Consider the following 22,909-nt stretch of genomic DNA (forward strand, 5'->3'; position numbering starts at 1 on the left):
GTATTACTGCTCACCCAACAACTTAACCTTAAAATACTCCTTAAGTTATATCGAAATACTCTGTGAGGATGAAGCTGTTCTGCTATCGCAGTTGTTAGACTAGAATTCGCCAGTCAAGCTTTTAAAATTGTCCAATTCAGGATGTTATTTGATTTGGAGAAGAGAGTTTGAAGCAGCTAAAAGGTTTTAAGCTAGATAATCTTTTTAAAAAATTGCATCAATATTTTGTTGAAATTTTCTGATATTTTGTCTGCCAAACTCATAATTGACTGAGTGAAGCGGCAGAACATAAGGCTTGTTTAGCAGACCCAAAAACCTTTAGTTGAAATAATCCTGAGTTGCTTTGATAAGTTTAGGGGCGTTAGAGGAGCCGGGGCGGTTACCCTACGGTAAATATCACCCATGCTACGCAATTAAGGAAAAAAAATATGATATCTCAAGATCTTATTTTTCTGTTTCGCGAAACAGCTTGCCGGTTTCTACTCAGGCAACCTTTAACATCTAAAGCACCTTCTGAATGCCTTTTAAATTTGCCCTGTGGCTGTTCTAATCCGGGGACAGCGATCAAATGTGAAGACTGTCCTTATCTAGAGAGCTGTTTATCGCGAGTGAAAAGCTTCGCGGCGCAAAACCAGCACACGAGTGTTTAAGGATTGCTTCCAAAGGTGGCCAGCTTGGTCTGTCCTCAAGCCCAACTTTTTTAGAGTGCCGACCCCGTGAGCGAGCTGAAATGCTCAGTTTTGCGGCATTTCTACCGGCTCAACGAACTTTAAAGATAAAGTTAATCATTGGTGCGGTTGGCAGCCTTCACGAAAGGAGTGACAAGCGTTACTAATTTCTGTTTAATTTTCTGTCTCAATCTATACCTAGAGGATGTGTTAACGAAATACATTGTCATGTTTTATTAATAGTTAACTTAATCAGCATTAGAGGCACTATGTCGGAAAATCAAAACCGTGGGCAATTAGTCATTATTGGTGGGGCGGAAGATAAGGAAGGAGACTGCAAAATCCTTCGTGAATTCGTGCGACGCGCCGGCGGCATTAAAGCTAGAATTGCCGTAATGACCGCTGCAACCAGCCTGCCTAGAGAAGTTGGAGATAACTATGTCAGAGTGTTTGAGCGGTTAGGTGCTGAAGATGTTCGAGTCGTTAACAGCGAACGTCGCGAAGATGCAAGTGACTCCAGCTACTTAGAAACCATAGAAAATTGCACCGCCGTGTTTTTCACCGGCGGCGATCAAGCCCGTATTATCGAGTTGTTAAAAGACACCGAACTCGATACAGCGATTCACAGACGCTACGCTGAAGGAATCGTGGTGGGGGGGACAAGTGCAGGTGCCGCGATGATGCCCGACGAAATGATTATTGAGGGAGACTCTGAGACAAATCCTCGTGTGGATGTGGTGGCAATGGGTCCTGGTATGGGCTTCCTGCCGGGGATCGTAGTGGATCAGCATTTCGCACAGCGTGGACGCTTGGGCCGCTTAATTTCAGCACTGGTACAGCAGCCGGCAGTTTTGGGATTAGGAATTGACGAGAACACAGCAATTATTGTCAACGGTGACGAGTTTGAAGTTGTGGGCGAAGGCGCGGTGACAGTCATCGATGAAACCGAAAAAACCCATGACAACATCGATGGACTTTTGAAAGATGAGGCTTTAGCCGTTTGCGGCGCTAAACTCCACATTCTGCCACATGGATATCGCTTTAACTTAAAAACCCGAAAGCCGGTTCTTGAAAGAGTTCCTGCGCCGATGGCATAAACCGCTCAGTAGGGCCTCAAAAGAGCAAGGGTCTAAAACTAAAAAAATGGGCAAGAGGCGGGACTAATTTGCCCGAATCTCTTGCCCATTCCCAAAAAACCAGCAGTTTAAAAGTTGTTAGTAGCTGCGCTCGTTAGGATTGTTTGATAGCGTTAAGAACGAGCGCATTTGATAAGTTTAAGCACTTTTTAGCTGTTCGTCGGCAGCAGACGACTGCGCCTGAGAGGTAGACACTAACTTCCAGCCGGCACTCATGAGTTTTTGATAGGTTGCCCAGCCCTTAGATCCTCCAGGAACTTGATAGTCTGGGACGGCAAATTGTGGAAAAGCCTTGTAGGGTCGCCAGGGATCACTGGCTGCGGTTCGCAGGTGCAAGATTTTCTCTTCACTCGATCCGAGCGTGGGTAACCAGCACATTTCTCTTAGCATGGGAAACTCCTCTATAAAAATAAGGTGAATTTTGGAGTCAGACAAGTTCCCTAGTCAATCGGCCCAGACTGCCATTGATAACAACTTATAAGTGATTATGAGCAACCCAAAGCTCTGGTAGAAACTAGAGAAAGGTTATCCATTCGGGTAATATAGAGATAGTTTTTTTTGTACCCGCTGGCTTTCTACCTATGACCCCATTCTCGTCATTAAAGTTTCCAATCACCTCTGTCTAAAGCTTTATCTATTTTTGGTAAAAAAATGTTTCTAAAGCTACAAAATTAGGTTTTTTTATAATCCACAAGCAGGAAAAACCCCGGTTCCGTAGCTAATATTACAAATTGTGAAGAGATTTTTATATTTCCGCAGAATGATGACCCGCCTCACTGAATCCCTCAAAATAGGTGGACTCATACCCTCAGAAACAAAGTTGAACGGTTGATGGCTTGCTCTATTGAATTTAAGTTATTCGCTCCCAACAATAAAGCAGCAGAGTTAATTGGGTCATTCTCCGACTGGAAAGAAATCCCGATGGAAAAAGATGAGGATGGCTACTTTCGGACATAGGTTGAGCTGGAAGATAGCATTTATCGCTATAAATTCCGGGTTCAGTTCGGTAAAAGTTTGGCCGGCTACTCAGTTCCTAACTTCCCGTTAGCGCGAATCTGGCGCGATTTAATCGACAATTGCGGTATAAACAGTTGTGGAGGGAACTATGATACTTGACTTGCCAGAAACGACAGCAAAACTGTTAATTTTGCAGTCGGCTAAGTGAATGATGAGGAAGATTATTTAAGCACAGATAAACGCAGATTAGCTAAGCGGATGTTTTAAAGGTTGAATCAGGCTTTGTGATTCTATTTAGGAGCCAAGCACTTGACGATGCTTTTCCCTTCTTTGGATATGAGAAGAAAAGATATTTTTAAAACGATCTCTTAGCCTAGTAGCAAAGATTGGCCGCCATCGATCCACATTTCAGTGCCAGTGATGTGGCTGGAAGCTTCGGAGGCTAGAAATAGCACTAATTGTGCGACTTGTTCCGAGGTTCCGGGTTTGCCATCAGTTAAAGGAATTTGACCTTCGGGAAACTCCACCGGCTCCTTTACAGAGTCAATATTACGCTGTTCTGTATTTTGATCGATATTGGTGCTAATTGCCCCCGGACAAATTACATTGACGCGAATTCGGGACTCAGCAAGTTCTAGTGCAACCATTTTTGCGAAAGCAACTTGACCGGCTTTGGTGGAAGAATAAGCGGTTGCGCCGGTGTTGCTAAAGACGCGAGTGCCATTAATTGAAGAGGTGATGATTACTGAACCGCCTTGTTTTTTCAAATAAGGCACCGCATATTTAACGGTAAAAAATGTGCCGGTGAGGTTAACTTTGATCGTTTTTTCCCACTCTTCAGGTTTTAATTCCTCAATGGGTGCCCAAACACCATTAATGCCGGCGTTGGCAAAAACAATATCGAGCCGGCCCCACTTATCCGAAACTTGTTGATAAGCTTGTTGCATCTGATCGGCTTCTGAAATATCAGCAATCACCGACATTGCTTCACCGCCGCTTTGCTGAATCTGCTCAACCACTTCTTTCAATTCATCCTCTGTGCGTCCCAGCGCTGCCACCTTCGTGCCTTCTTTGGCCAGCAATTTTGCAGCGGCTTTACCGATCCCAGAGCCTGCGCCGGTAATAAGCGCAACTTTATCTGTGAGTTGCATACAATTTTTCTTCCTTTAGTTAGAAGAAACCTAACTTGTCAAAACGATAAAATTCATCCATCTAAAGGAGCAAAATGCCGTGAAAATTGACATAATCGGGCTACTCAAACAAACCTTTGCAGAGTGGCAAGAAGATAAAGCGTCGCGGCTAGCAGCAGCGCTGTCTTATTACACCGCATTTTCCCTTGCGCCGCTATTGATTATCGTAATTGCGATTGTCGCATTGGTTTTTGGCCAAGATGCCGCGCAAGGCGAAATTGTCGGACAAATTCAAGGTTTGGTTGGCGAGGAGGGTGCAAAAGCAATCGAAACCATGATTCAAAATTCCCGCAAGCCGGCTGAAGGCACAATTGCCACGATTATCAGTGTGGCTATTCTTTTATTTGGTGCCACCAACGTCTTCAACCAACTACAGGAATCGCTCAACACGATTTGGGAAGTTGCACCGAAGCCAGGGCGAGGCATTAAAGGGGCGATAAAAGACCGCTTCCCCTCCTTCGCAATGGTTCTCGGAATTGGCTTTTTACTGCTGGTTTCACTGGTTGTCAGCGCCGGACTTACGGCAGTGAGTAATTATTTAGGTCATCTTTTACCCAACCTCAGTATTGTGTGGCGAGTGGTTAACTTTCTGTTTTCCTTCGGTGTTATCACACTGCTGTTTGCGATGATTTACAGAGTCTTGCCAGACGCTAAAATTGCCTGGGGTGATGTTTGGATTGGGGCAGCGATTACTTCTCTGCTATTTACGATAGGTAAATCTTTAATAGGGTTGTATTTAGGAAATAGCAGCGTCGGTTCAACTTATGGGGCTGCCGGCTCGTTTGTTGTGCTGCTGCTATGGGTGAATTATTCCGCGCAAATTCTGTTCTTTGGGGCTGAATTTACGCAGGTTTATGCAAATAAATACGGCTCCAGAATTGTGCCGAATAAAAATGCTTTGCCCCTCACGGAAAAGGCTAGAGCCGGCGAAGGAATGCCCCGCACAAGTTATATGGAGATAGCTAGCGCTCAAGACGATGAAAAGCAAGCTGCCCATGAAAAAAACCGAGTTGCCGGCGACAACCGAGTTTCTACACAAGAGGCTGATGAGACGCCTGAGTATCAGCCGGTGAAGAAAAAGCCCCCACACCCGGCAGCCATTGCCCTCAGTGTGATGATTGGTGCTTATCGCAGCGGGACGAAGCTGTTGGGAATCAACAAAAATCGCCGTTAAGCGAAATCTGACGAAGATAAAGGAAAGTTTTTAATTACTTATTAAAGTAACCCCCAATTTGTTCTGCTAGAACTTGAACATTGGGGGTTTTCATCATTTCTAGATGGTTGCCGGTAACTAAATGAACGTCTGTTCCCGACTCAGTCAGCTCACTCCATCCCATCGTTGGATCTTGACTGTCTGCACTTCCCTGTTCGCAACTTTTAAAAAGCGTAATTCGGTTAGGGTAAGTTTTGGGAGTATAGCTGAGAGTGGCTTGACTGTTAGCCTGAAAAACGCGAAACATTGACCGAATGGTGAGTTGATTTAGCCTTCTCAATTTAGCCTCTTGCGGCATTAAATTAACCATTACTGCCTTTTCTAAAATAAACTTCAATGACCTACGATTTTTGAGTTGAAAAACCTTACTTAAACGAAGAAGATTACTTGTGAATGATTGTGTTTTATGCTTCTCCGAAACGTTCGTCAAATACAAGTAATCCAGAAGAAATGGCCAAATAGAGCGCCTGACCGTGTTAAAGAGAAATTTGCAACCATTCCAGAAAGAAAATTTGTTACCGGCAACAGGTGCAGCCGTGTCTAGCAAAGCGAGTAACCCCACTTCCTCTCCTGCTTTTTGTAACTGTTGCGCCATCTCAAACGCAACCAACCCCCCAAAAGACCAACCGCCTAAAAAATAAGGCCCATTCGGCTGCACCGCCCGTAATGCTTTGATATAGTAAGCGGCCATTTCTTCAATGCGGGTTAAAGGAGATTGTTCGCCATCAATTCCGATGGGTTGCAATCCGTAAAATGGTTGATTTTCTCCTAAATAATAGGCTAATTCATAATAAGGAAACACCACGCCAAAGATGGGATGAACACAGAAAAAAGGCGGATTAGAGCCTTTGGGCTGAATCGGAACTAAGGGCGACCATTTGAGAGATTTTGTTTCCGCAAATAAAGTATTAGCTAAACTTTCTATGGTGGGAGATAAGAAAAGGGAAGATAAGGGCAATTCGCGAGAAAATTGTTTGTGAATTTGCTCCATGAGGCGAATCGCTAGGAGTGAATCTCCTCCCAAGTCGAAGAAGCTATCGCCAACACTCACCCGCTCAACATTAAGAACTTCAGCCCAAATTTTTGCTAATGCTGACTCGGTTGGCGTGCGAGGAGAAATAAAGGTTTTTTGTCGTTGAAGGCGAGTTAAAGCATTGGGTGCCGGCAAAGCACGACGATCCACTTTACCGCTGGGGGTTGCCGGCAGAGTATCTAGAATGACAAACTCTGAGGGCACCATATATTTTGGCAATTTATCTTTGAGAAATTGCCGTAGAGTATTGATCAGGGATGAGGGATCAGCAATCGAGTTAGCCGACACGAGATAAGCCACGATTCGCTGATTAACAGAAATATCCTCTAAAACGATTACAACTGCTTTTCTAATTGCTGGATATTGATTAATAACCGCTTCAATTTCTCCCAATTCTATGCGAAACCCACGTATTTTTACTTGCTGATCAATGCGACCTAAAAATTCAATCTTGCCATCGGGTAAATAACGCGCTAAATCCCCTGTTTTATACAGCCTAGAAGGTTGAAGGGATAAAATTCTTCCTTTCTCCCTAAAAGGGTTAGGAATAAACCTTTCTGCTGTCAATTCAGGCCGGCAAAGGTAGCCTCGCGCCAACCCATCACCGGCAATGTACAATTCGCCGGTAATGCCAATCGGTGCCGGCTGTAAATTTCGGTCTAATATATAAACTTGAGTATTCAGAATTGGACGACCAATTGACGGTTTTTTACTATCATCACTAATTTCTGCAAGGGTTGCCCAAACCGTGGTTTCAGTTGGCCCATAAGCGTTAAAAAATCGACGACCGGCAGCCCAACGCTTTACAATATTTTGAGAGCAAGATTCGCCGGCACAAATAATTGTTTGTAATGCCGGAAGTTTTTCTGCCGGCAACACGGCTAGCGCTGCCGGTGGTAGGGTAATGTGAGTTATTGCTTGTTTTTGTAATAGCTGAATTAAAGGTTGTCCCGGTAAAAGTGATTCTTTTTTTGCTAGGTATAAAGTTGCGCCGGCTTGCAGCGCCATCACAATTTCAAAAATTGAAGCATCAAAACTCAAAGAGGCAAATTGCAAAACGCGGTGACTTGGCTTTAAATTAAATGCATCAATTTGAGATTCTACCAGGTTGCACAGTCCCCGGTGTTCGACTAAAACACCTTTTGGCTGTCCCGTCGATCCAGAGGTATAAATTACATAAGCGAGGTTGCCGGTTGTGACGTTGCTTGATGGGTTTTCTTTGCTGTGTCGGGAAACATTATTTTTGTCTTTACCCAGATAAATAATAGAAAATTCATGCTGCCGGCTTTCTCTATTTTCCCAAAATAACGGGGTTGAAATTGAATCAGTTACCAAGATGGATACCTGAGCATCTTCTAACATGAAATTCAAGCGTTCTTGGGGATAGCTTGGATCTAAAGGTAGGTAAGCCCCACCGGCTTTGAAGATCCCCAGCAGCGCCACTATCATTTCAATAGAACGTTCTAGGCAAATCCCAACTAAAACCTCTGGCTTTACTCCCATTTTTTGCAAGTAATGGGCGAGTTGATTTGCGCGGTAGTTCAGTTCGCGATAAGTTAATCTTTCGTTTTCAAAAACAATTGCGGCTGCCTCCGGGTAGCGTTCTACTTGCGCTTCAAATAAGTGATGGAAACAGCGCCTATTTTGAGATACAGTTATATTAAATTTTCCTAATAATTTATGCCGCTCTGCCTCAGTTAAAATTTGCAAATAACCGATGTGCTGTTCGGGATCGATAATAATATTTTCTAAAAGAATTTGGAAATGTCCCAACATTCGGCTAATGGTTGCCGGCTCGAATAAATCCGTGCTGTAGACCACTTGGCCTTTCAACCCTTCTAAATCTTGCCACAGGTGGAATTCTAAATCTAATTTTGCGGTGCCTGGGTCAAATTCAAATAATTTTAGGGTTAATCCGGGTAATTCTAGGGTTTCTACCGGAGTATTTTGCAGGGAGAAAGCAATTTGAAATAAAGGATTTCGGCTTAAATCTCGCTCTGGATGCAGTTCTTCAACTAATTTTTCAAAGGGTAAATCTTGATGGGCATAAGCTCCGAGGGCAACCTCTTTAACCCGACTGAGTAATTCTAGAAACGTTGGATTTCCTGATAGGTTAGTTCGCAATACTAAACTATTGACAAAGAAACCGATGAGTGATTCAATTTCGCTGCGGTTGCGACCGGCAATCGGTGATCCAATCGCAATATCTTCAGCGCCGGTGTAGCGATACAGCAACGTCTGAAATGCGGCAAGCAAAGTGATGAATAACGTTACCCCTTGCCGGCTGCTCAATGCCTCCAGCGCCTCACTCAATGCCGGTGGCAACACCCACAATTGTTTTGCGCCTCGGTAGGTGGGAACTGCCGGCCTTGGTCGATCTGTGGGTAAATTTAGCATTTCTATCCCCTCTAGCTGCTGCCGCCAGTAAGCGAGCTGGGTTTCCTGCACAGAATCGCGCAACCATTCGCGCTGCCACTCCGCAAAATCGGCATACTGAATAGGAAGTTCTGGTAAAGCTGGGGAATTGCTCAATTTTGCATTTTTAGCCGCAAAAGCTGGGTAAAGCACCCCGATTTCTCGAATCAGCACCCCCATTGACCAACCATCGGCAACAATATGATGTAAATTCAGCAGCAGCAAGGATTCAGCGGCATCCATTTGTAGCAGCGTCACGCGGATTAAAGGGCCGGCTTTTAAATTGAACGGACGCTCAAACTCTGCTTTCACCCGTCGCCGCGCTGCTGTTGCCCGTTCAGCTGCCGGCAAGTGCTGCAAGTGTGCGATTGCTATCGACACTTTCAAGCAAGGGGCGATCGCTTGCATGGGTTGCCCCTCAATAGCGATAAACGTTGTGCGTAAAGTTTCATGCCGGCGCACAATTTCGTTAAAAGTCTCCTCTAACGCTGCTAAATTCAGAGTGCCGGTGAGACGAAGCGCACATCCCACATTATAAAAAGGGTTGCCGGGAACGAGCCGGTGCAGAAACCACAGCCGCTGCTGAGCGAACGATGCCGGAAAAACAAAGACTTCTTCTTGATCGGTATTGGCTTCTGTCTCATCAGCCGTGAAGTGGTTACCGGCAAGGTTTTGGCTCATCTTTGGGAATCTCTCAATCTTAGAAATAGTAAGGCGTATCAAACACTATTTAGTTTCGGCTATATACAAGTTTTATGTTCACCAGTCATGTAAAGTCCGCTTATCCCTTTCTCCAAATTTGCGGCTTGTACGGAAATTAACCACTTGACAATCTTTAACATTGACAATAGCGGAATAAATGTGACTTAGATTACATTGAAATTATTTAGCAAGCCTTCTCAAAAAAAAGGATCGGGGCAGAAATATTATAGGCCGGCTCTTAGCCTATCAGCTCACTCAACCTTAAGATTTACGACTAGAGACTAAGTGGATGGGGCGCGATCTCTCTCTATAGAGGAGTGCGCGTCTGCCCCGACAGTTGTTATCTTGAGAGAAGTGAACAAGCACCACCTAACGCTTGCTGGGTCGCTAAAAAATTATAGCGGGACATCACCGAAGATCGGCTTCAGATGTATAAATGGTGAAACAAAAATTGACAGGAGAGGATGAGGAGTTTTTGTTGCTTTCGTCACTTTGCTAGAGATGATTATCATCAGCAAACTACATTCCCTCAGCCCTCCTAGCAGTGGCATTTCGTACACCAAACTCTTTTAGTGACTGGCAGAGAGTACCCATTCTTAGAAGAGCCTGACTGAATAATTATTCTGAAGTCAGATAAATCGATCTCTTTAAAAAGGGATTTGACAGACAAGTTTCTAAAATCCACAAATCAAGTAAGACAGGAAAACATTGTTATGACTGACAACAAAAAGCCGTTTGATATCAAAGACGACCTTACTGACCCCGCGATCTTGAAACCTGAAGCTCAAAAAAGTGACGAAATCATTGTTTTGAGCGAAAGTAAAGAGATTTCTAACCTGCAGGACGAAAGCGCTCAGCCCCAGTCTGGCGGTGGGATTAATACAGTCGGCGCAACCATTGGCGCGACTGCCGGTGGCGTTGCCGGTGCAACCATTGGCCGTTTAGTCGGTGGTAGAGCCGGTGCTGCGCTTGGTGCAATTGCCGGCGCTGTTGCCGGTGGACTCGCAGGAAATGAAGCAGCCGAAGGTTTGAGCCACACCGTTGAAGAAGTCGTAGATGTCGTTAAAGACGTTGCTCAAGGTGTGAGCCACCAGGTTGAAGATATCGGGGGTGCCGCAAAAGGTGTGATTGAGGAAGTCAAGCCCTCTGTTAAAAACATTGCCGACTCCGTTCAGCATACCGTTGAAGATGTCAGACCGGCAGTAAAAGACATTGCACAATCCGTTCAGCATACCGTTGAGGATGTCGGGCCTTCTGTTAAAGGCATTGCCGACTCTGTTAAGGATACCGTTGACGATGTCAGACCCTCTGTTAAAGGCATTGCAGAATCCGTTAAGGATACCGTTAACGATGTCAGACCGGCTGTTGCAGACGCAGCAAACACCATGAAAGACGCGGTTGCAGAGGTTAAACCGTCTGTAATCAATGCCGCGCACTCTGTGAGCAATGCGGTAGATGAAGTTAAACCTTCTGTTGTCGATGCCGTTAAGGATAGCGCCAGCAGCGTCAAATCTTCGGTTCGCGGTGTGGCAAACTCTGTCAGCAATGCGGCTGAAGAAGTCAAACCCTCTGTCGTCGATGCCGTTAAAGGTAGCGCCCAAGAAATTAAGTCTTCGGTTCGCGGTGTGGCCAACTCCGTCTCAGATACGGCAGAACAAGTCAAACCCTCGGTTGTTGATGCCGTTAAAGGTAGCGCTGAAGAAGTGAAGTCTTCGGTTCGCGGTGTAGCGCATTCCGTCAGCGATACAGCAGAACAAGTTAAACCCTCAGTTGTCGATACCGTTAAAGGGACTGCTGAAGATGTGAAGTCTTCTGTCAAAGGCACAGGCAACGCCATTCAAGGTGCCGCGAAGGATGTTGAGTCCTCCACGCACCAAGCCGCTGAACGAATCAAACAGTCTGAGACTGACACTGTCAAGCTGCATGATGAGCGACGTGCGCCTGCCATTCCGCCCATCGTAACCAGTGAAGTGGGAATGGGATTGCCACCTGTTCAAGAGCAGGTAGTGGATCATCCGCCCTATATAGCGCCTCCAGTGCCCCCCATGCGTCCTAGCGACATCAAACTCTCTGCTAGTACGCCTGAAATTCCTGAGCCGATTGTCGGTCGTGATTCCCTAAATGTTCGCAAAGAAGTCGAAATCGACAACATTCTGGAAGCTGACGAACCGATTGGTCGGGAACGTTTAGCACGTGAGATTCCCCCCAAGAACATCAACGACAAGAAATCGAAAAAAGGCAAGTAAATTTTGCTTGAACTGACTGGGTTGCGTCTAGCTTCCAGTTAGCAACTAAGAAGGGTGGGTTAATGATTAACTCACCCTTTTTTTCATCTATTTAAAACATAAACAATCGGGCAGATCATAATAGCCTGTCCCAGAGGCAACTATCGCTGATGCAGGAAACGGGCAAAGTCCAAGAGTTCTTGCCGGCGTTCGCAGCAGTTTCAAACTTTCAGCACTAAAAATTACCAACCGCGTCTTCAACCCCTTGCCAAATAGTCTCCCGTGTCCCACTCCTAACGCCACCTGCCGCAAAACCCCTAACTTCTGACCATAAGTCAACAACGATGGCTTTTGCCCTTGACATTCCCAGATATACAGCTTATACTCAGAGAGTACCTCTAAGCTTTTTTTGGAAGGGAAAAGGTACAATATATACTAAATATATCACTTACGCTACTAAATACATCACTTACGTTAATATACAAAGTTCTATGCAAATTACCAATCATGCAGCTCAACGAATGAACCAGCGTGGCATCACGAAAGAGATGCTCGAACTCGTGATTCAATATGGACAATCTCAGGATGAGAAAACAACTTTGAGTCGAGATGCAGCGGCGCGTTTAGTCGCCGAACTTCAGTGCCAAGCTGAAGAGCGCGGAGGCGAACTGCGGAAGATCGAGCGCCAGATGAAAGCATTAGCGCGTTTAGTCGCCGAACTTCAGCGCCAAGCTGAAGAGCGCGGAGGCGAACTGCGGAAGATCGAGCGCCAGATGAAGACTGCCAAGAAAGTTCTCGACAAAGGTGGTATTACCATCGTCAGCGATCCCTCCGATGAGACCGTCATTTCTGACGAGACCAAAATCATTACCACCTATAACTGTAACCCTCAGAAGAAGAGAGTGAAGTGGCAAGGGAAGAGAAATCAATCTTGCCCGCGTAACGAGATCGAACGGGCGTTTGGATCTCATAATCAGATTTAGGCATTTTTCAGCCCCTAAAGGGGCTGAAAACTTCTCTGGGCCGGGGAGAGCGCTCTTTACCTATCTAGGTTTAAAGCTCTTTTCGGCTCAGTTTTTGTCTCAATCCCGATAAGTATTATGAAAAGCGAAGCAGCGCTCTCAAGATAGACGACTCTACTGAACTGATTCTTCAGATTTTGGCGTGGGCAAAGCTTTCGATAAATGAAAGCCTTCCCTGATAGCTTTAACAGGCTCAGGCAATACCAACAGCTTGGTGAGAATAAAGCGGCGTTTGAGAATATAGCTCCTTTATACAGGGGTGTTACTCAGAACGTGCCCGTCCTTGTAAATTAGTAGTGCGGCCATCTTGCCGGCTGAGTGTAATCTTAGGGAGCAAGATGCTCCCACTACTCATGTTTTTGCAAATTTGGGATGCACCCCTTTATTGATTCAGGGACAATAGCTTGATAAGCCGCTATTTTTACGATCTCACCGGCTCTCCATTAAGCGGGATGAAAATAGAACGCGGCACCTAAAACAATGTAGGTAGCCAGTAGCAGTGCTCCCTCCAACCAATTAGATCGTCCATCCAGACTAATTAAATTAGCAATGGCAACGGCAATCGCAACAGCTACAACCTCAAACGGATTGAAATTTAAATCCATTGGTTGACCAATCGCAATTCCAATTAACACTAAAAGCGGAGCCACAAATAAAGCAACCAGCAAACTTGATCCCATTGCCACAGTGACCGAGAGATCCATGTTATTTTTGATGGCAACGCTCACGGCTGTAACATATTCTGCCGCACCGCCAACGAGAGGCAAAAGAATCACGCCGGTGAAAAGAGGGGTTAATCCTAATCCTTTTGTGGCTTCTTCCACCACTCCAACAAAAATTTCTGACTCGAAAGCAACCGCCACGGTAGAAATTACTAAAACCCCGACCCAAAGCCACAAATTAGGCTTGTGAGGGACTGTCTTTCCTTCAGAATCGCTAGGCGTTTCTCCCTCCAATTCCGCGACTCCCACATCGTAAAGATAGCTGTGAGTTCCTAATGAAAATAACAACGTTAACGCGTAAACGGCTATCATCACGATCGCCACGGTAATTGAGAGATTGCGAATTGCCCCTTCCCCGACACCCGACGAAGTATAAATTACCGTTGTGGGCAATACAATTGCCGTGACAGCTAGCGTCATAGAAGAACCATTAACCCGCGCCACAATGGGTTGAAATTCCTGTTCCTTAAAGCGAAAACCACCCAATAGCATGGAAAGTCCCATGACTAAAAGCAAATTACTGACAATCGTTCCCGTAATGCTAGCTTTAACAATGTCAATCAAGCCGGCTTTAAGGGCAACTAAGGCAATAATTAGCTCAGTGGCGTTCCCAAAAACTGCATTTAACAAACCACCAATCGAAGGGCCGGTAACAACTGCGACTTCTTCAGTGGCTGTGCTTAGCCATATCGCTAGGGGAACGATTGCTATCCCTGAGGTGATGAAGATTGTGAGCGTTCCCCAGTGTAAATATTCCGCCGCAATTGAAACCGGCACGAAGATTAACAGGACGTAAGAAATAATTTTCTTGATTGACATAAAGCCTATCTGAAAAGTTGTCTAGTCAATCATATAAGACTTGATCCGATTTTGTGCTAGCATTCCCATCGGTTTAAAGCAATTCAATCTAAAATATAAAAGTTAAAACTCTCTATTTCCCACATCCCATATTGCTGAAGGGATCGCCCGGAACCTGCCGACCCCTCTAAATCGGCTTCTCCACACCGGCACACTCCTAAACCTCCAACCGTTGCCGCAAACCTTGGGGCGGCTGAAGTGCGATCGCACAATTGTTGTCCTGCGTCTGCCACCATCGACACAGCCGGCAGCCCAATTTACCTCAATTCCAGCCGGCTAAACGTCTACGCCGATCACAGGCTGTCAAGTTTCCCCTTCCAGATGTCACAGTCTCAGCCTCCTTGATGCCGGCTAAAAACCCTGATCACCTCGCCTCAGACCCTCTAGAGAGCAATCTGGTTGAATACTCCGCTTAATTTCTGCCCACAGGCAGATGTGCGGCCTCAGCACAAAACCTTTAATTAACCTAAGGCAAAGTGTAGGGGAGAAACCGATGGGTGGGTTAAAAAGATTATTTGGCAGCGATCAAAGGTTAAAGCAATCCCAACACATCCTTAACTGAACATTCAGTTTCTCTACAGCCGGTTTCAATTCAAGCCGCTTCACGTCCCACCATCGCAGCGATTCCTTAAAAAGAAAAAAATGTAAAAAACGCATCGCTGAGGAAAAGATTATGGAATAGTTAAACTTATATATTTTAGAAGATAACGCTTAAAAATAAAATCAGACTGGACTTGATCAGTCAGTTAATGAGAGATAAGCTGCCGCATATAAAATTTTTATTTTATCTAAAAATAAAGGCTAGCTTGTCGTAAGTATCATGATTATTTGGCAAAGCAAGAAGTGGAAAGTCGGCAATTTTTAAGGATAAGCCGGCTTCAAAAAATTAGCACCAAAAATACATAAAATTTTGGTAAAGTTAGAAGTGCTGAGCTTTATATTTATAATCAGCCAGCCAGATAAAGTCAGGCAGCTATCCAGAAATTTCTAGATGTTCAGCCAGTGGTTAAGGCATCTGCAAACACTGAAGAATGCAGGGACGTATAAGCCGGCAGCATCAGGGAAAGGAAGCGTCGCTTTCTGGCCCAATCCCGCAGTATAACGGGGGCGTTTATCAGAAGCGAGGAAGACAGGTTCTTGGAGCGAGGAAAAGATCATGTTTGAAAGTAAAGAAATAATGTTGGGGTTAGCCAAATGGCAATTTTGGCTAGCTCAAGTGCCGGTAGATCAGACAGTTGACACACCAGAAGAAGCATCACTTTTGTTTTCAGGGCCGCAATTTTTTGTGGCATTAGTTTCTGGAGTCGTGCTTGCCTTTGCGTTCCAATTACTGTTCACAAATTTAACAGTCGCCGCCGGCATCTCTTATTTAGGCCATCAATCCGACTCAGACGATTCTAATAACCGGGACTCTGACAGTCTGGGCGGCACCATTAACAAAATTGGCAAAACCCTAGGGATTGTTACCCTAGTCACAGTCACTATTGCTCTATTTTTTGCCTGCTTGCTGGCAGTCAAACTCAGCCTGATCAGTAGCGCCGGCTTAGGTGCGATCGTTGGCTTAGTCATCTGGGGCACCTACTTCTCCCTGCTTGTCTGGGTAAGTTCTACCACCGTCGGTTCTTTAATTGGCTCAATTGTTAATACCGCAACCTCTGGCTTTCAAGCCATTGTGGGAACCGCCGCCGCCGCCTTTGGTGCCAAAGCCACCAGCAATCAAATCGTCTCCACCGCCGAAGCTGCGGCTTCTGCCGTGCGTCGCGAGTTTGGTTCCGCCTTTGATCCCACCTCACTCCGAGAAACCGTAGAAGACTATCTCGGCGCACTGAAGCCACCGGATCTCGACATTGCATCAATGCGGCAGGAATTTGAAAAACTGCTCAACGATCCGCAACTCAGAGAACTCGCAAGCAGCAGTGGCGGAGTTCCCAACATTGACCGGCAGAAATTTGTCGATCTCGTTAGTTCTCGCAGTGACTTATCGAAACGCGATGTTAACCGCATCGTCGATCAGCTAGAGAACGCTTGGAAGCAAGTAGCCGGCCAAGTGCAACAACAACCGACAAACGGCATCGCCGATCTGGTTGACTACCTCAAATCTGCTAACCCAGCGGAGCTGATCTCCGATAAACTTGCTCAAAGACTTGATGGACTGCTCGGCGAACTTCGCAAGGGCCGGCAAGCCGAAAACCCCAGCATGGCCAATCAAGCACTCACCTTGGGCTTGAACAGTCTGATGGGAGTGATTTTAGGGCGGACAGACCTTTCCGATTTGGATGCTCAAAGCATCTTAAATAAACTCAAATCCGCCCAAGAAAAAGTCAGCGATCAAGCCGGTAAAGTTGCCACGCAGGTGAAAGAGCAAACCCCACTCGTCCCCTACAGCACCGTACGGGCAGATGTGGAAAACTACCTCCTCAACACCTACTCCTGGCAAATGAACCCGCAAACCATTCAGCGCGACTTCAGGGACGTGCTGTATGATCCAGACGCCGATCCGGCAACTGTTCGCCGGGAATTAGAACGCTTGAACCGGCCTTATTTTGTAGAAATTCTCTCCAACAGGGGCGTATTTACCCAAGGTAAAATCCAAGAACTGGCCAACGAACTCGAAGCCGTTCGGGTGAGCATTATCCACGAAGTCGCCACTTCTGAAGAGCGAGAAAAAACTGAACTGTTGGTGCAGCGAGTCGAAGATTACGTGCGCTTCACCACCAAGGAAAACTTAACGGCGGCTGGAATTGAGCGAGACTTCCCAGCAGTTCTCGAAGATTCGGATGCCTCTGTTGAACAGTTGAGCGAACGTTTCAAGCGCCTTGATCGCAAAGCCTATGTGCAAATGCTGATCAAACGTCAAGACCTCAACCGGGAAGAAGCCGAGCAAATTCTCCTACAACTGGAAGCCACCCGCGATCGTTCCCTCACCAACGCTCAAGAATTAGCTCAGCAAGCTAACGCTCAATTAGTGGAAGTGCGGCAAAACCTTGAGTCTTACCTGCGTTCCACCGGCAAGGCAGAACTCAACCCGGAAGGCATCAAGCGGGATCTGCAAACCCTGCTAGAGAACCCCCAGGCGGGATTGTGGGCGCTGCGTGCACGCCTATCTCACTTTGACCGCGACACCTTGGTGCAGTTGCTCTCCCAGCGCCAAGACCTCAACGAGGATGAAGTGAACCGCGTCATCGATCAAGTGGAATCGAATTGGAATAACGTCGTTTACGCACCCAAGGCGCTTGCCGGTAAAGCCAAGGAACAGTACGACCAAGCCACCAATGCGATTGCAGAGTACCTGCGTAGCACCGGCAAGTCAGAACTCAACCCGGAAGGCATTCAGCGGGATATCAATAAACTGCTCAACGATCCCAAAGCCGGTGCAACGGCCCTGCGTGAGCGCTTGGCCCAGATGGATCGCGACACCCTCGTCAAGCTACTGTCTCAGCGGCAAGACTTGAGCGAAGAGCAAGTCAATCAGGTGATTGACAGTGTTCAAAATACCGTTCGTAACGTTCTGCGTGCACCCCGCCGCGTGGCTACGCGAGTTCAGCAACAAGCACAAAATTTCCAGGGCACTCTCGAAGATTACCTGCGGAACACCGGCAAGGAAGAACTCAACCCGGACGCCATCAAGCGCGACCTCCAGCTGTTGCTGCACGACCCCAAAGTGGGTGCCTACAGTCTCGGCGAACGCCTCTCCCAGTTTGACCGTTCTACGATTGTGGCACTTCTGGCCCAGCGGCCCGATATTTCCGAGGCCGAAGCTAACCGCATCGTGGATCAAATCTTCTCGGTGCGCGAGCAGTTTATGCTGCAAATTCAGAAAATCCAAGATAGCATCCAAGGTGTTGTTGACAGCATCTTGAATCGAGTTCGGGATTATCTGAATTCTCTCAACCGGCCTGAACTCAACTATGAGGGCATCCGGCGGGACGTTCGCAAGTTGTTTTATGACCCGGAAGCTGGGTTTGATGCCTTGCGCGATCGCCTCGGCCACTTCAATCGGGATACCTTAGTGGCAATTCTCAGTTCCCGTGAGGATATTTCTGAAGCGGATGCCAACCGGCTGATCGATCAGATTGAAGGGGCGCGAAATAACGTGCTGCAACGGGCTGAAGGTATCCAGATGGAAACTCAGCGGCGCTTAGATGACGTGAAGCGTCAGGCGCAACGGCAAGCGGAAGAAACCCGCAAAGCTGCTGAAACAGCGTCTTGGTGGCTGTTTTTCACGGCCCTCATTTCTGCTGCAGCCTCGGCAGGTGCCGGCGCTTTAGCGGTTGCCGGTTAAAAATGTCAAGCGTAAAGGGAGTTTTGTGAATGAGGAGTCAAGGGCTGGAATGAGTACCGAACCCTTAATGCGGGCACCTGGGCCTTCACTCCTCGATTCCTAAATCATTCTCCCTTTGCGCCGGCAGCGTTTAACGTATTCATAAAAATCTTGCTGCTCTCGGTGGTATCACCTTGAGTGGCATTTTGTTGTAATCTGTATATCAGTATTGTCATGAAGTCAAAGTACAACAAGCACAGCTTCCGCCTTTGTGATCCAGCTATGTGTGAAGACACCCAACCGGCTACGCGAGGACAGTTAGAACGCCTTCTTTCACAGCGTATTCAAGCTCTGTATCGCACTCAATTGGAACATAAACCCAGTAAAATTGACTGTGAAATTTGTGATGATAAAATTATTATTGTTTTAGATGATTCTTTTACGAAAGCCGAAAAGCTGTTGGCTGAAAACGGTCAGGAAGGATTAGCGGAGCAGGTACATACGGAGTTAGATGAGGTAATTTTACCGCTGCTCAAAGCTTTAATTGAAGAAGTTTTACAAATTTCCGTACTCGACTTGCTGAGCAATGCAAAATTAGAAACAGGGCGCAGTGGAACCATTGCTTTACTGGCATCAGCGCCCCAATTTCGCTCTCCCGCATCTGCACGATCAGCCGATTAAGAAAGAACAACCATCGAGATGTGTCGGCACAACATTTCTTCTAAGGCATCCAGCATAAAAGGCTTGCTGAGATAGTCCGTGCAGCCGGCTGCTAAAAAACGCAGGCGATCTTCTTCTCTGGCTAACGCAGTAACGGCAATAATTGGAATATTTTTTGTGTGTTGATTGGCTTTAAGTTGAGAAACAAACTCGATGCCATCTGCATCTGGCAGTAGCATATCCAGTAAAATCATATCAGGAAGGTGAGTTGTCGCCAAAGCCATACCCGTGGAAGCGTTCTCTGCACCCAAGAAAGCGCAATTGAACAGCTCAATAATTTGGCTCATGAGCAGCAAGTTGTCTTCGTCGTCATCTACCGCCAAAACTAATGGGCGTGTGCCTAGTAGTTGTTGAGTATTTGTACCGGCAGATTCTAATACCATAGTCTTTTGCGGGAAAATCATAGACGAACCAGGCCATCCTTTCAAGATTTTCAGGACGAGGCAGTCCCCAAGCGGCTAAATGGCACTTGTTACAGATTGGCTCGTTTTCTACCTCACTAGGGTGATAGCCCTTTCTGACGTTGAAGTTGGAATCGAAGAAAGAAGCGTTCAAGCTAGTTAGAGGGTACTTTTAAATTTTACCTTAACTTTAGATTCTTGAAACAAGCGTCAAGTACGGCTTTCCCCTAAGGGGGGTTGCCCCCTTCTTTGGATAATTCACCTTACATTGTAACAACAAAATACCGGACTTTTCCTGATTTTAACTGAAAAAGTAAGCTCCTAGCATTACGGCACGCGCTCCCCCCGCAGGATGATAGACCTTTGAGAAGCCGTCTCCGTCACTTCCACCTCAAGACGGATTTCAATCACCATATTTTTTCACTCTAATAGTAGGTAACTGATTGGCTAAAAAAGTCTGGAGCTAAATTTTTTTGAGGGCCATCAAACTCCAGCAGAGCGCTGTTAAATTTTTTTTTTGCATATATTTTTTGTTTGTGCGCTGCCAATCAAACGTTTTTTAAATTACTTATAAAAATTTAATCGAAGTTAAACCGGCTCTAAACCAGTCAGAAAACGGACTAAGAGCCGGCTGAACGATAAAACTGGAGCTGCCAAACGCCAAAAGTATTCAATTTCAATGCGTCAGTAGAGCAAGGTGCAGATGCGCGTGTGGATCTTCCTCATCTTAAAAATTATTGATTCACCTGATAAGATAAACTGCAAATAATTTCAGTGAGGTGCCGGCTACTGCATTTAGCCAAACTTCACAGCGTTAATCCCCTAACACATTCACAGGTCATTAAACGTATGATGTTACTCTTATTACCGATCATTGGAATCGCTGCCGGCTGGCTCCCCAGCTATTTTACAAAAGCACACAAATTTGGTTTACCGGCCAACATCGCTTTAGGCGTTTGGGGGGCCGTTGTGGGCCGCCTAGTATTCGATTTACTAGGGTTATCGTCCTACAGCCTGATCGGTTCTATGGTGGTTGCTTTAGCCGGCGCAGTTGCCAGCCAATCCTTAGCAATCTTAATTGAAATCGCCTAAGATTTTAAGTTTTTTAAGGTTGCCGGTAAACCCCCTCAGATCTCCTCTTCTGTGAACGGATAACCGCGATTCGCTTGTTGATTTTCTCTCTTGAGTTATAAGCCAAAAGAAAGGTTTTATTCTCAGCTATTTTATTGCTTAATAGCTAAGAGATAATAGCTAACAGCAAGCTTATGTAATCTTTTCCGTTTCACAACAATAAAAGCTCACAGGAGGTTAACCTATGTTTTCTAAGCTGAGGAATACGCCCCAACCAAATCTTGATATTAACATCGGAATTGACCCTGAAAGTCGCCAAGAAATTGCCGCCGGCTTATCACGTGTTTTAGCAGATACCTACACCCTTTATCTAAAAACCCATAACTTTTACTGGAACGTCACAGGGCCGATGTTGCCGTCGCTGCTTCAGATGTTTGAGATGCAATATAGCGAACTCGCCACATCTGTCGATGAAATTGCAGGGCGAATTCGCGCCTTAGGGTTTCCTGTGCCCGGAACTTATCGGGAATTTGCTCGCCTCAGTATGATCCCAGCCACTGAAGGCGTCCCTTCTGCCGAACACATGATGCGCGAATTGCTAGAAGGCAATGAAGCCGTTGTGCGTACAGCCCGCTCGGCTCTAGCAATGGTAGAACGCGGCGATGATGAATCCACCCTTGACTTGCTAACGAAACGAATGCAAGTCCATGAAAAAAATGCTTGGATGCTGCGAAGTATGCTAACGGAGTAACCGGCATCGGGCTGATTTTGTGAAAAAAAGACTTGTATAACTGACATCGGCGCAATCGCTGCTATTTTTCTTCCCTCTCTTGGCGTGTTGTTGGAATTGAGGGTAGGTAGAAATTTTTGTTTGATAAATATCCTTTCAACTGTTTGCGGTTACTTCCCTGGATGGATTCATCATTTGGGAATCGTTGGTAAAAATTAAGTACAGGCGCAGCTAAAACGAAAACATCGCTTAGCTGTAGCAAGCTACACCCATATAGGGGAAAGACGGCGGCGATCGCGGCAATTCTGACGTATCTGCGGATTGAAAAGCTCCACTCAGGACATCTCTGTGAAGCCAGGAAATGCGCCAGCACGCTGCGGAGTTGGCTAGGAAGCCGCTCAGAAAGAAACGAGTCAGCTAACTTAGCTGAGCTTAATCAAAATATAAGATTGAGACTGAGTTAACAGATAAGCTTTACTCAAGTCTTGAACCGCTGCCGGCTTTGATGGCATTTAAAAACAAATTCACAGAAAAAGGAGAAGACATGAGCGACAAATTGACGACCGATCCGCAAAAAACGACGCGGCACGAGACAAAAGCCGATGTGCCAGAAGAACACAGATCGTTCCTGGAAAAAGTAATGGCTGGGGCTGGTCTTGAGGATATCTTCGATGCCAGAGACATTACAGAAATCGTGTTCCGAACCATGCGCGACATGATGACCAACGAAGTCTCAGACCGAGTCGCCAGTGAACTACACCAAGAGGCGGAGCCGACTGAAGATAGGGCGCTGCAAAACGAAGTCGCTGACCTCTGGAAAGACACTAACCCCATTGTCGCTTTTCTCAGCAGAGTTCGCCCTGCACTAGAAATTAAACCAGAGACTTTTATCCGTCGCATTCGTGAAGAAGGTGGCTTGCAAGGTGACGTAGCACCCGAAACCGCAATCAAGGCCGTCTTTTCCGCAACAAAAGACGAATTGTCACCCGAGAGAATTCAAGAAATTGCTAACGTTTTACCCGGTGAGATCCGGCAAATGTGGGATCAAGCTTAAATAACTCCAGAAGCTATTAGCTGTTAGTTGACTCACTAATGGCTAATTGCCCAGGATGGCGTAATTTTGAAATTAACAAGTTTAAGAGGTTCTTATGTCTGAACACAACAAACAAGATACTCACCGCAGTGCAAATCCAGGAGATCGCATTGATGAATCGAAGTCTCTTGAAGAAAAGAAACAGCAAGTAGCAGTGGATTCTCCCGATATTACCGGCGACCATATTGAAGTGCCCACTTATTTTATCGTCGAAGATTCGGAGGGAGAAGAAAAAGCACTTCATCATGTTAAAGATGCTGAAGAAATTTCTGATGTAATTCGGCAAGCTCGGGTTGATGAAAATGGCAATCGAGTTTGGTGATTAACCTCTGAGATCCCTTCCCTTCTAATAGAGATAGCTTAATGACTTATCTCTATTAGGGATGGAATACAGATAGATCTTTTTCTCTAAATTTATTAAGATTGTTTCCAACAATCTCCAGCCTAGCTCATTCAGTTTGCCTAAGCTTCTGAGTTTCGCTAGTTCACTTT

The 22,909-nt window shown here is 46.0% G+C and carries 18 protein-coding genes; 12 read left to right on the forward strand and 6 right to left on the reverse strand.

What is annotated here, in order from left to right; all coding sequences use genetic code 11:
- The first annotated feature begins 937 nt into the window (after window positions 1-937).
- Window positions 938-1,765, forward strand: a complete 828-nt coding sequence (locus H6F56_RS12555; RefSeq protein ID WP_190668563.1) for a cyanophycinase — start codon at window positions 938-940, stop codon at window positions 1,763-1,765.
- A gap of 177 nt (window positions 1,766-1,942) precedes the next feature.
- Here the strand turns inward: H6F56_RS12555 and H6F56_RS12560 are convergent, their stop codons facing one another.
- Window positions 1,943-2,194 carry a hypothetical protein gene (locus tag H6F56_RS12560; protein ID WP_190668569.1) on the reverse strand — a complete coding sequence of 84 codons (252 nt, stop codon included), beginning with the start codon at window positions 2,192-2,194 and terminating at the stop codon, window positions 1,943-1,945.
- Between the two features lie 441 nt (window positions 2,195-2,635).
- On the opposite strand from H6F56_RS12560, the gene H6F56_RS12565 reads away from it, so the two are divergent.
- Window positions 2,636-2,761 carry a glycogen-binding domain-containing protein gene (locus H6F56_RS12565; RefSeq protein ID WP_199312789.1) on the forward strand — a complete coding sequence of 42 codons (126 nt, stop codon included), beginning with the start codon at window positions 2,636-2,638 and terminating at the stop codon, window positions 2,759-2,761.
- Between the two features lie 368 nt (window positions 2,762-3,129).
- Here H6F56_RS12565 and H6F56_RS12570 read toward each other — a convergent pair whose 3' ends face one another.
- Window positions 3,130-3,912, reverse strand: coding sequence for an SDR family oxidoreductase (locus H6F56_RS12570; RefSeq protein ID WP_190668573.1), 783 nt, complete (start codon window positions 3,910-3,912; stop codon window positions 3,130-3,132).
- A gap of 79 nt (window positions 3,913-3,991) precedes the next feature.
- Between H6F56_RS12570 and H6F56_RS12575 the strand changes: the two genes are divergently transcribed.
- Entirely contained in the window at window positions 3,992-5,125 is a 1,134-nt protein-coding gene (locus H6F56_RS12575; RefSeq protein WP_190668576.1) for a YihY/virulence factor BrkB family protein, read from the forward strand.
- Between the two features lie 34 nt (window positions 5,126-5,159).
- Here the strand turns inward: H6F56_RS12575 and H6F56_RS12580 are convergent, their stop codons facing one another.
- Window positions 5,160-9,293, reverse strand: coding sequence for a non-ribosomal peptide synthetase (locus tag H6F56_RS12580; protein WP_190668579.1), 4,134 nt, complete (start codon window positions 9,291-9,293; stop codon window positions 5,160-5,162).
- A 734-nt stretch (window positions 9,294-10,027) separates the two neighbouring features.
- Between H6F56_RS12580 and H6F56_RS12585 the strand changes: the two genes are divergently transcribed.
- Both H6F56_RS12585 and H6F56_RS12590 read left to right on the forward strand, forming a co-directional pair.
- Window positions 10,028-11,560 carry a hypothetical protein gene (locus H6F56_RS12585; RefSeq protein WP_190668582.1) on the forward strand — a complete coding sequence of 511 codons (1,533 nt, stop codon included), beginning with the start codon at window positions 10,028-10,030 and terminating at the stop codon, window positions 11,558-11,560.
- Window positions 11,561-12,030: 470 nt separating this feature from the next.
- Complete coding sequence (locus tag H6F56_RS12590) at window positions 12,031-12,522, forward strand: DUF4258 domain-containing protein (RefSeq protein ID WP_190668585.1); 492 nt, start codon at window positions 12,031-12,033, stop codon at window positions 12,520-12,522.
- Window positions 12,523-13,004: 482 nt separating this feature from the next.
- Here H6F56_RS12590 and cax read toward each other — a convergent pair whose 3' ends face one another.
- Both cax and H6F56_RS12600 read right to left on the reverse strand, forming a co-directional pair.
- Window positions 13,005-14,102 (reverse strand): calcium/proton exchanger, encoded by a 1,098-nt coding sequence (gene cax / locus H6F56_RS12595; RefSeq protein WP_190668588.1) that lies wholly within the window; start codon window positions 14,100-14,102, stop codon window positions 13,005-13,007.
- 83 nt (window positions 14,103-14,185) lie between these two features.
- Complete coding sequence (locus H6F56_RS12600) at window positions 14,186-14,377, reverse strand: hypothetical protein (protein ID WP_190668591.1); 192 nt, start codon at window positions 14,375-14,377, stop codon at window positions 14,186-14,188.
- Between the two features lie 920 nt (window positions 14,378-15,297).
- On the opposite strand from H6F56_RS12600, the gene H6F56_RS12605 reads away from it, so the two are divergent.
- Together H6F56_RS12605 and H6F56_RS12610 are read left to right on the forward strand one after the other, a co-directional pair.
- Window positions 15,298-18,423: an MFS transporter gene (locus H6F56_RS12605; RefSeq protein ID WP_190668593.1), complete on the forward strand. Its 3,126-nt coding sequence runs from the start codon at window positions 15,298-15,300 to the stop codon at window positions 18,421-18,423.
- Between the two features lie 213 nt (window positions 18,424-18,636).
- The gene (locus tag H6F56_RS12610; RefSeq protein ID WP_309236514.1) at window positions 18,637-19,083 is read left to right on the forward strand and encodes a DUF2294 domain-containing protein; all 447 of its coding nucleotides are present in this window, start codon (window positions 18,637-18,639) and stop codon (window positions 19,081-19,083) included.
- On the opposite strand, the gene H6F56_RS12615 is transcribed toward H6F56_RS12610, so the two are convergent.
- Window positions 19,080-19,505, reverse strand: coding sequence for a response regulator (locus H6F56_RS12615; RefSeq protein WP_190668596.1), 426 nt, complete (start codon window positions 19,503-19,505; stop codon window positions 19,080-19,082). The genes H6F56_RS12610 and H6F56_RS12615 overlap by 4 nt on opposite strands.
- Before the next feature lie 867 nt (window positions 19,506-20,372).
- Between H6F56_RS12615 and H6F56_RS12620 the strand changes: the two genes are divergently transcribed.
- From H6F56_RS12620 to H6F56_RS12640, 5 genes are all read left to right on the forward strand, one after another.
- The gene (locus H6F56_RS12620) at window positions 20,373-20,615 is read left to right on the forward strand and encodes a GlsB/YeaQ/YmgE family stress response membrane protein (RefSeq protein ID WP_190668599.1); all 243 of its coding nucleotides are present in this window, start codon (window positions 20,373-20,375) and stop codon (window positions 20,613-20,615) included.
- 223 nt (window positions 20,616-20,838) lie between these two features.
- Window positions 20,839-21,345: a Dps family protein gene (locus H6F56_RS12625; protein ID WP_190668602.1), complete on the forward strand. Its 507-nt coding sequence runs from the start codon at window positions 20,839-20,841 to the stop codon at window positions 21,343-21,345.
- Window positions 21,346-21,408: 63 nt separating this feature from the next.
- On the forward strand, window positions 21,409-21,543 hold the full coding sequence (locus H6F56_RS27320; protein WP_309236516.1) for a YqaE/Pmp3 family membrane protein: 135 nt from the start codon (window positions 21,409-21,411) through the stop codon (window positions 21,541-21,543).
- Between the two features lie 325 nt (window positions 21,544-21,868).
- The gene (locus tag H6F56_RS12635) at window positions 21,869-22,378 is read left to right on the forward strand and encodes a DUF2267 domain-containing protein (protein WP_199312791.1); all 510 of its coding nucleotides are present in this window, start codon (window positions 21,869-21,871) and stop codon (window positions 22,376-22,378) included.
- Window positions 22,379-22,472: 94 nt separating this feature from the next.
- Entirely contained in the window at window positions 22,473-22,739 is a 267-nt protein-coding gene (locus H6F56_RS12640; RefSeq protein ID WP_190668608.1) for a hypothetical protein, read from the forward strand.
- Window positions 22,740-22,909 lie beyond the last annotated feature (170 nt).

Origin of the sequence: Microcoleus sp. FACHB-672 (assembly GCF_014695725.1) — a bacterium.
In the GTDB taxonomy this organism is placed as follows: domain Bacteria; phylum Cyanobacteriota; class Cyanobacteriia; order Cyanobacteriales; family Oscillatoriaceae; genus FACHB-68.

Coding starts and splice junctions, on each gene's coding strand:
- H6F56_RS12555 (WP_190668563.1), top strand. CDS start 938: ATGTCGGAAAATCAAAACCGTGGGCAATTAGTCATTATTGGTGGGGCG.
- H6F56_RS12560 (WP_190668569.1), bottom strand. CDS start 2,194: ATGCTAAGAGAAATGTGCTGGTTACCCACGCTCGGATCGAGTGAAGAG.
- H6F56_RS12565 (WP_199312789.1), top strand. CDS start 2,636: ATGGCTTGCTCTATTGAATTTAAGTTATTCGCTCCCAACAATAAAGCA.
- H6F56_RS12570 (WP_190668573.1), bottom strand. CDS start 3,912: ATGCAACTCACAGATAAAGTTGCGCTTATTACCGGCGCAGGCTCTGGG.
- H6F56_RS12580 (WP_190668579.1), bottom strand. CDS start 9,293: ATGAGCCAAAACCTTGCCGGTAACCACTTCACGGCTGATGAGACAGAA.
- H6F56_RS12585 (WP_190668582.1), top strand. CDS start 10,028: ATGACTGACAACAAAAAGCCGTTTGATATCAAAGACGACCTTACTGAC.
- H6F56_RS12590 (WP_190668585.1), top strand. CDS start 12,031: ATGCAAATTACCAATCATGCAGCTCAACGAATGAACCAGCGTGGCATC.
- cax (WP_190668588.1), bottom strand. CDS start 14,102: ATGTCAATCAAGAAAATTATTTCTTACGTCCTGTTAATCTTCGTGCCG.
- H6F56_RS12600 (WP_190668591.1), bottom strand. CDS start 14,377: ATGGTGGCAGACGCAGGACAACAATTGTGCGATCGCACTTCAGCCGCC.
- H6F56_RS12605 (WP_190668593.1), top strand. CDS start 15,298: ATGTTTGAAAGTAAAGAAATAATGTTGGGGTTAGCCAAATGGCAATTT.
- H6F56_RS12610 (WP_309236514.1), top strand. CDS start 18,637: ATGAAGTCAAAGTACAACAAGCACAGCTTCCGCCTTTGTGATCCAGCT.
- H6F56_RS12615 (WP_190668596.1), bottom strand. CDS start 19,505: ATGGTATTAGAATCTGCCGGTACAAATACTCAACAACTACTAGGCACA.
- H6F56_RS12620 (WP_190668599.1), top strand. CDS start 20,373: ATGATGTTACTCTTATTACCGATCATTGGAATCGCTGCCGGCTGGCTC.
- H6F56_RS12625 (WP_190668602.1), top strand. CDS start 20,839: ATGTTTTCTAAGCTGAGGAATACGCCCCAACCAAATCTTGATATTAAC.
- H6F56_RS12635 (WP_199312791.1), top strand. CDS start 21,869: ATGAGCGACAAATTGACGACCGATCCGCAAAAAACGACGCGGCACGAG.
- H6F56_RS12640 (WP_190668608.1), top strand. CDS start 22,473: ATGTCTGAACACAACAAACAAGATACTCACCGCAGTGCAAATCCAGGA.